Source organism: Sporolactobacillus terrae (genome assembly GCF_019930545.1).
GTDB lineage: Bacteria > Bacillota > Bacilli > Bacillales > Sporolactobacillaceae > Sporolactobacillus > Sporolactobacillus terrae.
Genome location: NZ_CP082837.1, coordinates 313,929 through 329,500 on the forward strand (window position 1 = coordinate 313,929; position 15,572 = coordinate 329,500).

11 protein-coding genes and 1 other annotated feature are annotated in these 15,572 nt (G+C 48.2%); of the genes, 9 read left to right on the forward strand and 2 right to left on the reverse strand.

What is annotated here, in order from left to right; all coding sequences use genetic code 11:
- Positions 1-233 precede the first annotated feature (233 nt).
- The 8 genes from K7399_RS01410 (at position 234) to K7399_RS01445 (ending at position 11,051) form a co-directional block, all read left to right on the forward strand.
- Positions 234-2,762, forward strand: coding sequence for an excinuclease ABC subunit UvrA (locus K7399_RS01410; protein WP_223362455.1), 2,529 nt, complete (start codon positions 234-236; stop codon positions 2,760-2,762).
- Positions 2,763-2,935: 173 nt separating this feature from the next.
- Entirely contained in the window at positions 2,936-4,312 is a 1,377-nt protein-coding gene (locus tag K7399_RS01415) for a sugar phosphate nucleotidyltransferase (RefSeq protein WP_028976327.1), read from the forward strand.
- A 298-nt stretch (positions 4,313-4,610) separates the two neighbouring features.
- Complete coding sequence (locus K7399_RS01420) at positions 4,611-5,375, forward strand: pentapeptide repeat-containing protein (protein ID WP_332102982.1); 765 nt, start codon at positions 4,611-4,613, stop codon at positions 5,373-5,375.
- Positions 5,376-5,489: 114 nt separating this feature from the next.
- Positions 5,490-5,717, forward strand: coding sequence for a hypothetical protein (locus K7399_RS01425; RefSeq protein WP_197737497.1), 228 nt, complete (start codon positions 5,490-5,492; stop codon positions 5,715-5,717).
- Between the two features lie 127 nt (positions 5,718-5,844).
- Positions 5,845-6,456 carry a hypothetical protein gene (locus K7399_RS01430; protein WP_028976325.1) on the forward strand — a complete coding sequence of 204 codons (612 nt, stop codon included), beginning with the start codon at positions 5,845-5,847 and terminating at the stop codon, positions 6,454-6,456.
- Positions 6,457-6,638: 182 nt separating this feature from the next.
- Positions 6,639-8,048 carry a dipeptidase PepV gene (pepV, locus tag K7399_RS01435; RefSeq protein WP_128166344.1) on the forward strand — a complete coding sequence of 470 codons (1,410 nt, stop codon included), beginning with the start codon at positions 6,639-6,641 and terminating at the stop codon, positions 8,046-8,048.
- Positions 8,049-8,874: 826 nt separating this feature from the next.
- Positions 8,875-9,540: a YczE/YyaS/YitT family protein gene (locus K7399_RS01440; RefSeq protein ID WP_028983632.1), complete on the forward strand. Its 666-nt coding sequence runs from the start codon at positions 8,875-8,877 to the stop codon at positions 9,538-9,540.
- Positions 9,541-9,861: 321 nt separating this feature from the next.
- Positions 9,862-10,128 (forward strand) — a binding site (T-box leader).
- An 80-nt stretch (positions 10,129-10,208) separates the two neighbouring features.
- The gene (locus tag K7399_RS01445) at positions 10,209-11,051 is read left to right on the forward strand and encodes an SAM hydrolase/SAM-dependent halogenase family protein (RefSeq protein WP_206612224.1); all 843 of its coding nucleotides are present in this window, start codon (positions 10,209-10,211) and stop codon (positions 11,049-11,051) included.
- A gap of 115 nt (positions 11,052-11,166) precedes the next feature.
- Here the strand turns inward: K7399_RS01445 and K7399_RS01450 are convergent, their stop codons facing one another.
- Positions 11,167-12,066, reverse strand: a complete 900-nt coding sequence (locus K7399_RS01450; protein ID WP_128166348.1) for an aldo/keto reductase — start codon at positions 12,064-12,066, stop codon at positions 11,167-11,169.
- Between the two features lie 19 nt (positions 12,067-12,085).
- Positions 12,086-12,766 carry a DNA alkylation repair protein gene (locus tag K7399_RS01455; protein WP_028977817.1) on the reverse strand — a complete coding sequence of 227 codons (681 nt, stop codon included), beginning with the start codon at positions 12,764-12,766 and terminating at the stop codon, positions 12,086-12,088.
- Positions 12,767-12,945: 179 nt separating this feature from the next.
- Between K7399_RS01455 and K7399_RS01460 the strand changes: the two genes are divergently transcribed.
- The gene (locus tag K7399_RS01460) at positions 12,946-15,273 is read left to right on the forward strand and encodes a YfhO family protein (protein WP_028977816.1); all 2,328 of its coding nucleotides are present in this window, start codon (positions 12,946-12,948) and stop codon (positions 15,271-15,273) included.
- The last annotated feature ends 299 nt before the right edge of the window (positions 15,274-15,572 follow it).

Below are 15,572 nucleotides of genomic sequence, written 5' to 3' on the forward strand. Positions count from 1 at the left end.
CGTCATAAAAGTGGAACTTCTGCTAAATAAAGGAACTTCTGCTAAATAAAGGAACTTCCGCTAAGTACGCATACGTCCTGTATGCAATGCGGAAGTCACCGCATCCTGCGGAAGTACGAGAGTGCGAGGCGCCTGCGGAGTGCCTCTGTTGGTCGCAGTCAAAGGAGCCCTGCGGAAAGTAAGGTATAATAGAGAAAGAATCGTTGACTCGAGAGGAGGGGAGGCGACAGGGGATGTGCCTGTCGCTCGTGATGAATAAGCCTATGGAACATGTACCACAAACGATCGACATTTATCATGCACGGACGCACAACTTGAAAGACGTGACGCTGCATATTCCGCTACGGAAGCAGGTGGCGATTGCCGGGCTGTCCGGATCAGGAAAGTCTTCTCTAGCGATGGGCGTGCTCTATGCAGAAGGCAGCCGCCGTTACCTCGAAGGATTGTCCGCTTTCACGCGCCGCAAACTGCATCAAATGGAACAGGCAGATGCGGAAAAAATTGATTTTCTCCCACCGGCGTTGGCATTGCGGCAGCGGCCGCCAAAGCTGGGACGGCGCAGTACGGTGGGAACGGTTACGGAAATTTATAATTTGCTACGGCTGATGTTTTCCCGGCTGGGGACGCATCGCTGCCCAAACGGACATCCAATTCCACCGACGCTCGCGGCAATTTTAAATGAAACCTGCACATGTCCGATCTGCGGCGCCGCCTTTCCGCTGCCTGCAGCCGAAACCTTTGCCTTCAACTCGGCGCTTGGAGCATGCCCGGCTTGCGGTGGACTCGGGGAGCGTGCCGAAGCCGATCCGTCACGCGTGATTTCTGATCCAAACAAGACGATCGACCAAGGGACAGTAGCATCTTGGAGAGCGGCCGGCCGCGGCTACACCGTGCGCTTAGTTCGTCAATTGGGCGTGCGTACGGATGTTCCATGGAAGGATTTGAGTAAAGAAGAGCAGGAAATTGTGCTGTGCGGCAAATCGACGAAGCGGCCGCTGATCTTCCACAATCGGCAGACGGGCGAAGAATATCCGATCGAGTTCGCCTATGCGAATGCGGTCGAAGCCGTTCGTCAGGCGCTGACCGGCGATAAAAATCAGACGCGTTATGCACGAATGAAAAAATTCTTGAGTGTGCGTCCGTGTGAACAGTGCCATGGCACAAGGCTGCGTTCAGAAGCGCTTCAAACCCGCTTGCTTGGCCGATCAATTTCTGAAGCAGCTGCGTTCACGATTGATGAGCTTGCTCAATTTGCTGATCGATTACCGAAAAAACTTGATGCAGAACTTCAACCGATTGCAGAAAAACTCGCGACACAGATGTGCCTTGAGCTAGCACCCATTCATGAGCTAGGTATCGGCTACCTAACCCTCGATCGTGCGGGCAATACGCTGTCAACAGGTGAACGGCAGCGTTTAGAACTGCTTGGCATGGCGAAAAGCCGTTCAACAGGCATTCTGTATGTGTTGGATGAACCATCCGTTGGTCTGCATCCGGCCAATGTCGCCGGACTGCAGCGGATCATGCGTCGGATGGTGGCCAATGGCAACAGCCTCGTTGTTGTTGATCATAATCTTGCGCTCATTCGCAGCGCCGATTATATGATTGAAATGGGTCCTGGTGCCGGTGAATGCGGCGGACATGTAGTCGCTGAAGGAACGCCGGCGGAGGTTGCCGCCATGCCCGATTCGCTGACCGGCGCCTTTTTATCACGAAGACGCACTGTTCAGGGCAGGCAGCAGAGGTCCCTAGCCGAAGACCAAGCATTTCTGCATATGACCGTCAAGAATCTGCACAACCTGCATCATCTGTCGGCCAAGTTCCCGCTGCATCGCATGACTGCTGTGACCGGTGTTTCCGGTGCAGGTAAAACCGCACTTGTTCAAGAGAGTCTCGTCCCGGCTATCCGTGCCGGACTGACGAGAAAAGAGCTGCCGGCACATCTTGCCCGCTTAACCGGCGCCGAGTCAATCAAACGGCTTTTACTGGTCGATGCGGCACCGATCGGACGCAATGCGCGCTCAACGCCAGCAACATACAGCGGTATTTTTGACGATATCCGCACGCTGTTTGCTAAGGTATCTGAAAAAAGGAAGATACGGCACAGTGCCGGCTATTTTTCATTCAATGTTAAAGGCGGGCGCTGCGAAACATGCGAAGGACGCGGCGAGTTGACACTCGACATGCAGTACTTGCCGGAGCAGCGTGTGCGCTGTCCGCAATGCAAAGGAACGCGCTACCAACCGGAAGCCTTGTCCATCCACTATAAAGGAAAATCGATTGCCGATGTTTTAGCGATGAACGTTGATGAGGCAGTAAACTTTTTTATCGATCAGCCCAAACTTGCAGATGTACTGCGGCTGCTTCAGGAAGTTGGGCTTGGCTATTTGCGGCTTGGTGAAGCGACGCCTGCACTTTCAGGTGGCGAAGCGCAGCGCCTGCGGCTTGCCGGCGAGCTGAAACGGCATCGTTCCGGAACGCTTTATGTGCTTGATGAACCGTCGACCGGTCTGCATGCGTACAATATCGAGACGCTGCTTGATGTCTTGGATCGTTTGATGGCTGACGATTCAACCGTGATCTTGATCGATCACGATCCTGATTTGATTGCCAATTGCGATTATGTGATCGATCTTGGTCCCGGCGGCGGACCGAATGGCGGGACAATTATCGCTGAGGGCACACCGCAGCAAATCGCTGAAAATCCGCGCAGCTTAACCGGCGTTTACCTCGCAAAACGGTCGGCGGAATCAAGAAACTAGGCGAATCGGCTGAGCGGTATTGATCGGCATTTCCTTTTCGTGGCATAATAAAAGGAAAAGGGTTCCTTCACCCCTAAACAGGACATCAAGGGGATTCGTAACATCGACTAAAATGATTTTCTCATTTCGGGGGTCATTGTACTATAAATGAGAAAACTAGAGGAGAGATAATGATGCGTTTGGTTTTATTATCCGGCGGTTCAGGAAAGCGATTATGGCCACTGTCAAATGATGCACGCTCGAAACAGTTTCTGCGTGTGCTTGAAGATCAGGAAAAACATTTGTCTTCAATGGTGCAGCGGGTCTTCGGACAGTTGAATGAAGTCGGTCTCGGCGAGTCGACAGTGATCGCGACCGGAAAAGGTCAGGTGGAGATGCTGGAGAGTCAGCTTGGAAAGGAGGTACCGCTGATCGTCGAACCGGAACGGCGCGATACCTTCCCGGCCATTGCCCTCGCAGCTTCCTACCTGTACACGATGACCAATGCATCCCTGGATGATGCGGTTGCCGTGCTTCCTGTCGATCCTTACGTGGACACCGCCTTCTTTAAACGCATTCTTGATTTGGAAAAACTGCTTGGCGAAACAAAAGCAGATTTGGCACTGATGGGCGTGAAACCGACGTATCCATCGGAAAAATACGGCTATATTGTGCCAGAGACGAGTGAAAATAAAGGCTACATTAAAGTGGATCATTTCACGGAAAAACCGGATACCGAACAGGCGAAACAGTTGATTCGCAAATCGGCACTTTGGAACTGCGGCGTGTTTGCCTTCCGGCTCAACTATGTCATCTCAATTCTGGAATCACTCGGTCTGCCGCTGAACTATGAAGAATTGGCGCAGCAATTCGCCAAGCTGCCGAAAATAAGCTTTGACTATGCGGTCGTTGAAAAGGCAAAAAATATTGTTGCACTACCGTATGACGGCTTTTGGAAAGACCTCGGCACTTGGAACACGTTGACCGAAGAAATGGCAACCAAGCAAATCGGCAATGGGATCGTCAGCGACGATTCAGCCAATACTCATTTGATCAACGAACTGGATATTCCGGTCACTGTACTTGGCGTGTCGAATACGATCGTTGCCGTCAGCCCGGATGGTATTCTGGTTTCGGACAAGGAACAAAGCCCACGCATCAAAGAAGTAATGAAGGGTTTCCAGCAGCGTCCAATGTACGAAGAACGCAAATGGGGCTCCTACCGAGTGCTTGACTACACACGCTACTCGGCCAACAATGAAGAAGTGCTGACCAAGAAGATCAAGATCACGGAAGGCGCCAACCTGAGCTATCATTGCCACCGTATGCGCAAGGAAGTTTGGACGATTATTAAAGGCAGCGGCCGCTATGCGGAAAACGGCGTCATCCGTTCGATTAAACCGGGTGATGTTGTGATTGTCACGGCGGAAACGTTGCATGCAATCAAAGCAGATGAAGCGCTTGAGTTGATCGAAGTACAAATCGGCAGTCAGCTGATTGAGGAAGACATTGACCGTAAACTGCTGACCTGGGAAGAAATCGAAGCGAGCTGCGCCCAAGTGCGCGGTTAATCATAAAAATTAAGAAGGCGTCTTAAAGGTCCATCATTGGCTTTGAGACGCTTTTTTCTTAAGCTGAGCATGAGGAAGCTTTAATGATGAACATGCTGCCGAAGTCGCGATCCAGGTGAGATCCCGCAAACCTTTTTGGAATCATCTCTTAATTTTGTATCAAAAGTTATGCAAACCGACACCAATTAGAAATGATGCAGAGGGGATTAAGATGAATCACGAAACAGCTCAAAATTCAAGAAAACGTTTGACTGCGGATTGTTCCAAATGCTTTGGACTCTGCTGCACGGCACTGAATATGATTGTATCAAGCGATTTTCCCATTAATAAGGCGGCAGGAACTCCGTGTGATCACCTGCAATCGAATTATGCGTGCCGTATTCATAGGAACTTACGCGAGAAAGGCTTTAAAGGCTGTACGGTCTACGATTGCTTGGGGGCTGGACAATTTGTCTCACAAATCACGTTTAAAGGGCAAAACTGGCGCGATCATCCTAAGCTTGGCACAATCATGTTCCAAGTCTTTCCTGTTATGGAGCAAATCCATGAAATGATCGCATATACAGTTGAGGCGCTATCGTATGATCTACCGCATGCTTTGACCGATAAATTGTGCAGTCAATTAAAAAAGTTGCGGGATATAACCAAATGTGAGGCTGAATACTTGTTATCTCTTGATCTGGTCAAGCTCAGAGCCCCTTTAAACGAATTGCTCACAAAAATAAGTGCATCAGTTCGAGCAAATTACATTGAAAAACTGCCTACCCCGAAAAGTTATGAGGAGTATGATCATGGAGGAAGCGACTGGATAGGCAAACAATTAAGCGGCAAGGACTTACGCGCATTTCATTTTAGAGGTGCTTATTTAATTGCTGCGGATTTACGCCATGCAGATTTAAGAGCTGTCGATTTTATTGGTGCCGACTTGCGCGATGCCGATTTAAGTGGAGCAAATTTGATGACGAGTATGTTTTTAACGCAAATGCAGATCAATTCGGCAAAAGGTAATATGAAGACGATCTTACCTTTTTATATCAAACGACCATTACATTGGAGCCATTAGAAGGCGATCCAGTGAACCATCAGAGTTATCTATTCCAGACAGTAAATGTGATTACTGATCGCCCCATGTGTTCAATGCATCCTGAGCACGAGCATCTTTACGATCCAATAAATTATGGCTATGTATCGAGTACCCTTTCAGCTGATGGTGAAGAAAGAGATGCTTATGGGATCGGTGAATTTGAACCTCTATCAAACGGTTATCGCAATCGTCCATAGAAAAAATGATGATGATGATAAAAAGGTCGTGACAAATAAAACGCATAGGTACAGCAAACAACAAATCATGGCATTGGTAGAATTTCAAGAACGTTTTTTTGACTCAGAAATCATCATGGATTAACGTTTATCTAAAAGAAATTTAGTATACTCCTCTGTACCAGTGTATAGTTGACAGAAGATGAGCAAAGCAGATTTCTTCAAAATAAGACGTGATTAAAGTAGTATTAATCGAAAAAGGTGATGCTTCTATGCTGTTTCACTATCATTTTTGGACACCTTTTATTGAAGAAACTGAAGAATTTTATAAAGCGAATGGTTTTCATGTATCTCAAAGAATTGGGAGATATCAAAATGAATTTCAATCGTTTAATCCGCCACAAACGTGGGAGGATTTCAGAAATAAGCCTATACTTTTTCGAATTATTGAAATGAAAAAGGGTGCAATAAACATCACATTCGGTTTTGGTAAAAAAGTAAGATTTGATCATATTGGCTTTTTAGTGTCGGATGATGATCGTCGAAAAATCATTGACAGTGCCAAGCAAATGCATCGAAATATTCAGGTCAATGAAAGAAGAACTTTTATTGGAACTCCCTATGGTTTTCGAATTGAATTGCAGACCAACCATGATGTCGTGGAATCAGAAGATAGCCCAATTAGCATTCATGAATTAGACATAAGCACCACATCGAAAGATTTCCAGCAGTTCTTTATCAAACTATTTAAGAAAGATATGTCTGAGATCGTGCCAATTTTTGGAGACAAAACAACAATTACTCGAGCAGTAATAAATCATATCAGCTTAAAAATTGCAACAGATCCTAATGGAGTCACACTGCAAAATAAGACGATTGCGTAACATGCTCTGTAATGTAACAAGCAAGGTAAAACGCAGCGTGTAATCGGCAAATTTATTGAATCACGCTCCTTTTTCCTAACCAATCGTTTTTGTGCTAGAATGCTTAATGTATAGGACGTTTGCTTCCATAATCCAATTGGATTGTGCGTGGATACATAATTTTATCGAAAAAGGAAGGTTGGATGATGAACGAAATCAATGTTCGTGCAAATAAAGAATCGTTTTTGGCCGATCTTGCGACGCTGATTGCGATCCCGAGCACGAAGGATGCAAGTCAGGCAAAGGAAGGCGCACCATTTGGACCGGGGCCGTTGGCGGCGCTGGAGAAGGTACTGGAATTTGGTAAACGCGATGGTTTCCGCACGAAGTTGCTGCAAGGTTATGCCGGCTATATTGAATACGGTCCGGAAGATGCTGAGGATTATATTGCGGTGCTGGGGCACGTCGATGTCGTGCCTGCTACCGGTAAATGGTCTCATGATCCTTTTACTGCATATGTCGAGGACGGTACGTTGTATGCACGAGGCGCGATTGACGACAAGGGGCCGACAATGGCTGCTTATTATGCGCTGAAGGCGTTGAAAGATGCCGCCGTGCCGGTGAAACATCGCATCCGTCTTGTGATCGGATCGGATGAGGAGAGCGGCTGCGAATGTATGGAAAAATACAACGAGCTGGAACCGATGTCGCTGTTCGGTTTTGCACCGGATGCGGAATTTCCGCTGATCTTCGCCGAAAAAGGACAGATTCGTGCTTGGATCAAGCTGCCTCAGCAAGCAGGTGATGCGCCGGTTCATCTGGCCGCCTTCTATTCTGGTGAACGGATTAACATGGTACCCGACCATGCTTACGCTGTACTTTCTGGCCCTGAGGCAGAAAAGTGGTCTGAAAAAGCACAAGCCGAATTAACCGCGAAGAATATTCCATTTGCTGTGGAAAGAATAGAGGAAGGCATTAAGCTGACCGCTAAAGGAAAATCCTACCATGGGTCTGTACCGTCCGGGGGTGTTAACGCCGCTTTCTTGCTCGCAAAAGCATTGAAGGATCTGCCGCTTATTCCGACTGAACAAGGCTTTATTGATCTGCTGGCGGACACACTGTACAATGATTTTGCAGGTGAACGTCTTGGCATCAAGTTCCATGATGATGTTTCCGGTGATTTGACGGTCAATGTCGGTGTCGTTCGGTTCAGTGCAGAGGGCGGTACGGTTTCACTCGATATTCGCTGTCCAATCAAAGCGTCTTTGAGCGAATTGAGTGCGACGCTAAAAGAATCGGTTGAAAAGCTTGGTTTGTCGATCAGCGAGCTTGGCACGAGTGACCCGCTCTACATGGATCCGAAACATCCTGCCGTTCAGATTCTCAAAACGGTTTATGAAAAACATATGGGATTGAATAACGTCGAATTGTTGACCAGTGGCGGCGGTACGTACGCGCAATACTTGGATGCCGGCGTCGCATTCGGTGCCTGCATGCCGAACTATCCATACACGGGTCATGAAGTGGATGAGCATGTGCGCGTTGAAGATTTGTTCGTTGCATCGGAGATCTATGCCGATGCCATGGCTGAACTCGGTAATCTTGAAAAATAAACCGCTGCCTAGTCAAAGAAAGACAGCTGCTGAATAGAATAACGGTAAGCAAAACGAGGGAAATGCACAGCGCTTTTCCTCGTTTTTTTACAGGCAAAGAAAGTACATGATTTTGCCCTGTTTTCAAGCCAATAGACCCGTGTCTTGCCCAAGAATCAAAGCGGAGATGCTCTGGCGCCTGCGGGATCGCGCCTAGTTGATGCGTGCCAGCGAGTAATCGAAGCGATGATTCAGCACCGAAAAGACACGAGTCCATCACACATGGCTGGAGATAAAGGACCAAGCACAGCTTGGTTTTTCAATGCAGGATAAGAAAGTATATGATTTTGACCTGTCTTCAAACCAATAGCCCAGTGTCTTGGCCGAGAAACAAAGCGGAGGTGCGAGACGCCTGCGGGAACAGCGTGCCAGCGAGACCCCGCAGATACCTACCTGTCTGAGGAGGCTCGCGGTGCGCCCGCGGCAAGCGAGTAACCGAAGCGGCGATTCAGCACCGAAAAGACACGAGTCCATCACACATGGTTGGAGATTAAGGACCGGGCGTATTTTGCCCGGTTTTTCTTAGTATCAAGCCGTTCGCGGAGGAATGAATCCGAGAACGCGTATCAAACCGTATGCAACACGTATCGAACGAATGGGATGCGCATTAAACCTGAAAAGGGGTAGCGAATCAAAGCATTCACTTGCATTTCACAGCATCCCTGATAGAATGTGGGGAGACATAGGAAGAAATCGATGACTGCCTAAAACTACGCGCGTAACGTTAACTCTGCAACTGCGCCGGTGACTCATGCAATGATCAGCTCGTTGGAGGATTGACGAACAAATGACAAAGGGATTGCTTTGGCTCTGCACTTCAGTACTATTAAATGCATTTGGAAATGCGCTGACGGTGAAGGCGGCGTTTGGCTCGGCGCCATGGACGGCAGCGAGTCTCAATATTTCGAGCGCTACAGGTTTGACTGTTGGAACCGTACTGATCATTATGGGGCTTGTGGTGCTCGTGGCGGACGACTTGCTCAGACAGCATTGGAACGGGATCAAAGATGTCTTTAACTTTCTGTATATGATGTCGTTCGGGTATTTGATCGATTTGTGGCTGCTGGTGATGCAGCCGATTACTGTAAATAGTTGGCTGCTGCGCGTGATTGTCTGCGTGATCGGCGTACTCTGTATCGCAGCCGCGCTATCCATCTATTTCAAGGTGAATCTGGTCTTGCATCCATTTGATGATATGCTGAAAATTTTGCGTGAAAAGTATCTAAAGGGTAATGTGGTCTTGGCACAGCGGATTTCACTCGGCATTCCGCTGGCTATTGGTCTTGCGGTTGGACTTTTTCGTCATGAACTGGTTGGCATTAATCTCGGCACCTTAATCAGCTTCCTATGCATGGGGTATTTTATTCTCTTCTTTGACCGTTTCCTCCCCGTGCATGTGAACCGCGAGGCGGTGCTGCATCACCGAATGCATCGAGCGCATCCCGCAAAATAGTCTCAAGTAAAAGGCTATGTGTAAAATGTTTCTCGGGGGATAAATTTGATGTGGGCGTAAGAGGATGCGATGGCATGCAGTTCTTTCTTTATTTCTTTTTAGTCTAATTTTGACTGGACGAAAAGGAGAAGGCTCCTTATTCTAAATGTATACCGACCAAGGTGAATACATCAGGAATAGAGGCCTTCTCTCAATGGATAGTATAAAAGATTTATTAGAAATTTGGAAGAACCAAACGAGCCTTTTGGCGTTTGAGGAAGAGGCAACCGCGATTGACTTGACATTTTTTAAACCGAGACTAATAATAAATGTACGAAAATAAAAAAAGCAATGAAGAGAAGAAGTAGTGCCTTTGCTTTTTCACAGAGAGCTCCGGTTGGTGAAAAGGAGTATCAGCAAAAGCGCGAACATGGCCTCTGAGCTGCGTGACTGAATAATGGATTTTCCTGAAGTAAGCCGCGACGAGTTAAGGTTCTCGTTATAAAAACCGGAGTTTATGCACGCCTCGTGCATGTACTCGCTGAGACCGGTCATGTGAATGCCCGGTAAAACAAGGTGGTACCACGGAAATGAACCCCCGTCCTTAGTCGTTCGATTAAGGGCGGGGTTTTTGATTGTTCGATTTTAATTGGATCATTGTGGAAAGATAGAAAAAAGGAAAGGTGATTGTGATGAAGCATGCATTGGTATTTCAAACCGACTTTGGACTTGTGGACGGAGCGGTCTGCGCGATGTACGGCGTAGCGAATTCGATCGATCCGACCTTAAAAATTTATGATCTGACGCATGATATTCCACAGTATAACATTTGGGAGGCTTCTTACCGTCTGCGCCAGACCATTGATTATTGGCCGGAAGGCACGGTATTCGTGTCCGTCGTTGATCCTGGCGTCGGATCGACACGCCGAAGCGTGATTGCCCGAACCCAACGCAATCAATACATCATTACACCGGACAATGGGACATTGACGCATATCAAACGCATTGAAGGGATCGAGAGTGTGCGCACTTTCGATGAGAAGGCAAATAAACTGCCGACAGCCGGCGAATCGTTTACGTTTTTCGGTCGTGATATTTATGCATTCAACGGAGCAAAGTTAGCGGCAGGGCAAATTGACTATGAACATTTTGGCAAAACGGTTCCGGTCGAGTCGCTGGTTGAACTGCCGATTGTTCCCGCATATCGTGAGGATCATCACGTACAAGGAACAATTGATGTACTCGATGTCCGTTTCGGTAACCTGTGGACCAATATCGATCACCAGCTCTTCCATGAACTGGATGTGGCACGTGGCGATCGGTTAGCGGTCAAGATAAAGAATGACACACGGAAAGTCTATGAGAATACGGTGGTGTTTGCCCAATCATTTGCCGAGGTGGCGATCGGCGAGCCGCTGCTGTATATCAATTCGCTTGAAAATATTGGTGTGGCAATCAATCAGGGTTCCTTTGCTAAAGCGTACAACATCGGTACCGGCACAAATTGGCGCCTGTCGCTTTGTAAGGCGTGACGCTATATCGATGAGCAATAACCGTTAATGGATTGGATTAAAAAGAAAAGTGCTTCCGGCGTATCCAGGAAGCACTTTTCTCTATGGACAGATGGCTGTAAAAAAAGGCCTCGGCTTAAACAATATCCAGCGGAACTTTGCGTGAGGGACGCGGGAAGGTGCGATCAAGTTCCTCAATTTCTTCCGTGGACAAGCGAATTGCCGCGGTCTGTGCATTCAGCAGCACATGTTCCGGTCTCGCTGCTTTCGGAATAGCAAGAATTCCATCGCGCTCCGCATGGCGCACCGTCCAGGCAAGCAGAATTTGAAGCATCGTTGCCGCGTGCGCTTCTGCAATTTGGTTCAGCGTACGGCTTTTCAAAAGTTTTGCTTTCAGTGAACCGGCTTCGGCGAGCGGGCAGTAGGCCATGATCGGGACCTGGTGCGCGCGCAGCCATGGCAGCAAATCGACTTCAATACCGCGGGAGCCGAGATGGTAGAGCACTTGGTTGACGGCGCAATTTTTTCCACCGGGTACCGACCACAGTTCTTGCATAGCTTTTGTGTCAAAATTGGAGACACCCCATCGTAAAATTTTGCCTGCTTTCTTCAATGCTTCCATGCCGCGCACCGTTTCCTCTAGCGGTGTTCCGCCGCGCCAATGAAGCAAATAGAGATCCAGATGGTCGGTTTTAAGCCGTTTCAAGCTGTTGTCGCAAGCCTTAATAAGTTTTTCGCGCGTGGCATGACTCGGATAGGCTTTGCTGACGAGAAAGATAGCATCGCGTTGATCGGCCAATGCCTCGCCAATGAGCGATTCAGAGCGTCCTTCGCCATACATTTCTGCCGTATCGATCAGCGTCATTCCAAGCCGTACGCCAAGCCTAAGTGCCTCGATTTCCGTATCGCGTTTGCTCCAATCCTCGCCCATATGCCAAGTGCCTTGTCCGAGAATCGGTAGTTTCGTGCCGTCGGGAAGTGTCAGACGGCGTTTGCCGACTTCTTTTCTGATTGTATCAACGGTTTCGTTTTCCAATGATGCTCAGCCTCCTTGATCAATGGGACTTTCGGTTCAGCCATTTCAGACCTTCACGTTTGCTCAACGGCTTGAGCGGATGCTCATGAATAAAGCGGCCAACGGTATCGGGAGCGGTCTTTGCGTATTCACGTAATGCCCATCCGATCGCCTTTTTAATGAAAAATTGATCCGAATCTGCATTGAGTAAAATGTAGCGGAAGAGCAGTGCTTCATCAGTCTGCGCTTTGAATTTCAATTGGAAGAGCAGCGCGGCACGGCGCAGCCACAGATGATCGCTGATGATCCAGGGTTCGGCATAACGCTGGATGAGCTGCGGATCACGAGCAAACAGTGGACCGCAGCATTGCGGGGCGATGCAGTCGACCGTGTCCCACCAAGACTTGCTCGTGATCATCCATTCAAGGAGCGGTAAATGCTCGCGGTTGAGCTGTTTTTTAAGACGAACAAGCAGATCCAGTGCGGCATAGTGGCATTCACGATTTGGATGGCTCCAAAGTGTTTTGACAGCAATCTCAATTTGATTTGCTTCCGGTAGACCGTATTGCTTGATAAAGTCACGCACAGCGGCACGCCGTTCCGGAGTCTTAATGCCGAAAAAAGGGAATTGATCACGCATATAGCGGGCCATCGCCCGTGCATTTTCCTGATTTTGCTTTGCCGCGAAACTGCGGAGCAGCGGCTGAAGATCATAGCTCATGCCAATCGCCTTTCTACATTCCGGCGACGCTTGAAACGCATCGCTTTTCTTTCACTCTATCATCCCACAAATTCCATTACGTGACGAATGATATGATCAAAGCTGAGCTTCGAGTAGTCTTATTGTAAAATAGAAGGGTCCATTAAGTTTGCGAGAATGTCAGACAAGGAGCTCCTAAAATGTTTTCCACCTCTATGAAAAAAATGATTCATTCGGACTATACGAAAGTCTTTCTGCTTTGTCTCATCTCTTCAGGAATGATGTTCCTTCCTTCAATTATTGCAAGCAAAGGTTTATTCACGCTGGTTGGCGATTTCAATTATCAGCAGATTCCGTTTAATATGCTCAGTAACCGGGCGATTAAGAGCGGGGACTGGTTCTGGAACTGGTCCACGGACTTGGGCAGTAATTTTATTGCTTCGTACAGCTTCTATACGTTAGGCAGTCCGTTCTTTTGGCTGAGTCTGATTTTTCCGGCTTCCTTCTTCCCTTATGTGGTCGGACCGATGTTTCTGTTGAAATACTGCATCGCCGGAGTAACCGCGTACGGCTATATGCGCCGCTATGTTACCGACAGTCGTTACGCAATAATTGGTGCACTTTTGTATGCTTTTTCCGGCTTTTCCGCGGTGAACCTGATGTTCAATCATTTTCACGATGTTGTCGCGTTCTTTCCGCTGCTGCTTGCCGGTTTCGACCGGCTCGTATCGGATCGCAAAAAAGGTTGGTTTGCTGCAGCAGTGGCGTTGAATGCAACGCTGAATTTCTTCTTTTTCATCGGTGAAGTGGTTTTTTTAATCGTCTATTACTTGTTGCGCTATGTTTGTGAGGACTGGCGGCAATCACTGTGCCGGCTGCCGCGGATCATCTGGGAAGGGCTGCTTGGGATTGGTATGGCTTGTCTGCTGTTTCTCCCGGCCATTCTGTTTACGTTGCAGAATCCGCGCTTGGACGCGTTTCTTTACGGCCCCAATGCGCTTGTTTACAGCGGATCGCGCTATCTGGCACTGATCAAAGCATTTGTGATGCCAGCCGACCTGATGCCGCATCAATCCGCCATCTATCCATCGGACTTCTCATCAAGCAGCGCCTATCTGCCGCTGTTCGGTCCGGTTCTGGTGCTCGCACAAATGTTTGCCGGAAAGGGTTGGATGCGCCGCCTTATGATTGCCTGTCTCATTATGGCTGCCATACCGCTGTTAAACAGTTTGTTCTATGTACTGAATTCCTCGTATTACGCACGTTGGTTTTACATGCCGGTACTGATTATGGCGCTCATGTCGGCAGTTGCACTTGAGCGGCGTGCGGAGATTCCGCTCAAAAAAAGCTTGCTGATTTGTGCATCGATCCTTGCGGTGCTTGCGGCGTTTCTTCTGTTCTATCCGTGGAGTGAAAGTCAGCGCAGCGCGGTTTTTCATTACGATCAATTTCTATTTTACTTCGTGGCTGCAGCAGCAGGGCTTTTGGCGACCTATGCTCTTGTCGGACGCTTCCGTCATGCGAAACACGGGTATGCGCTCATGCTGACGGTATTGGTTATTTTTTGCGGCGGACTGGGTTTGTTTAATATTTTTGCAACGCACAGCATTTATGATTATCAAAAAGGTGAGGCAGCTTATAACATGGTGGTGAGGACCGGATCAGAGTTGAAGCAGCGCTTGCCCAAGGATGAAGACTACCGGATTCGGATCAGTGATGATGGATGGAATTTGGCGATGGTCGCTGGTCTGCCAACGGTTAATTCGTTCACGAGTATGGTGAACGGTTCAATTTTTGAATTCTACCAATCGATCGGTTCACCAAGAGGGGTGAAAACGATCATTCCTCAAGAAGCGTACGGTTTGAATCCGCTGCTTTCGGAACGCTTTTATGTCAGCACGACAAAGATTGACGGCGAGAAGCCTTTTACACAATTTTTTAATGGAACCGGCTGGATCTACGTCTATGAGAATAAGGATACGCTGCCGATTGGCTTTACGTACGATTACTATGTGACTGAGAGCCGTTTTCAACACATTCCAGATGATGACAAGCATCTTGTTTTACTGCGTGCTGTCGTGATCAGAGACCGTGACGTGTCAAAGGTGAAAAATTATTTAATTCCCTTACCGGACAGCCAGTTGTTTACGACCGGAAAGGGGGAGTACTCTGAAGATTTACAGGCACGAGCGAAGGAAGCGGCAACCACGTTCACACGCGATCGGCACGGGTTCACGGCGGATATTCATGCCAACGTCGACAAGTACGCCTTTTTCAGCGTACCGTATGATAGAGGCTGGTCGGCAACGGTAGATGGCGTTCCTGTACAGATCCTCGACGCCGATGGAATGATGATTGTTCCTGTTGGCGACGGCAATAACCATATTCGCTTTACGTACCGGACGCCGGGACTTGCTTCCGGTGCAGCGATCGCGACTGGCTCCTGGGTTGTTTTTGCGGTGTATGGGTATGCCGATCGCCTTTTCTTCCGCAGACGCACACAGACAACGCGTGAGCTGACCGAATGAGCATTGTCAGGGAATGCTCCCGTGCGAAAACGTGATCTTGCCCAGTTTTTCATTTGGCGGGTGGGTCACGTTTTTTTACAATTAAAGGGTAATAAAGGCTGTGATTTTTGGTCACGCAAAAGACAGCGCATCAAACGCGCAGATGCTCTGGAGCCGGCGGGACAGCGAGCAATCGGAGCGTAGACAAAAATCAACTTGGTTTCTCTTAATGACTTCTTCGCAACAAAGCGTTACTGCGTCAATGGGTTGTATCGACAAATCACTGAATTCTTGCTAGAATAACAAGCGCGTGTCTGTTT

Bases quoted from the DNA above. Each gene is read 5' to 3' on its own strand.
- K7399_RS01410 (WP_223362455.1), top strand. From the start codon at position 234: ATGTGCCTGTCGCTCGTGATGAATAAGCCTATGGAACATGTACCACAA.
- K7399_RS01415 (WP_028976327.1), top strand. From the start codon at position 2,936: ATGCGTTTGGTTTTATTATCCGGCGGTTCAGGAAAGCGATTATGGCCA.
- K7399_RS01420 (WP_332102982.1), top strand. From the start codon at position 4,611: ATGATTGTATCAAGCGATTTTCCCATTAATAAGGCGGCAGGAACTCCG.
- K7399_RS01425 (WP_197737497.1), top strand. From the start codon at position 5,490: ATGGCTATGTATCGAGTACCCTTTCAGCTGATGGTGAAGAAAGAGATG.
- K7399_RS01430 (WP_028976325.1), top strand. From the start codon at position 5,845: ATGCTGTTTCACTATCATTTTTGGACACCTTTTATTGAAGAAACTGAA.
- pepV (WP_128166344.1), top strand. From the start codon at position 6,639: ATGATGAACGAAATCAATGTTCGTGCAAATAAAGAATCGTTTTTGGCC.
- K7399_RS01440 (WP_028983632.1), top strand. From the start codon at position 8,875: ATGACAAAGGGATTGCTTTGGCTCTGCACTTCAGTACTATTAAATGCA.
- K7399_RS01455 (WP_028977817.1), bottom strand. From the start codon at position 12,766: ATGAGCTATGATCTTCAGCCGCTGCTCCGCAGTTTCGCGGCAAAGCAA.
- K7399_RS01460 (WP_028977816.1), top strand. From the start codon at position 12,946: ATGTTTTCCACCTCTATGAAAAAAATGATTCATTCGGACTATACGAAA.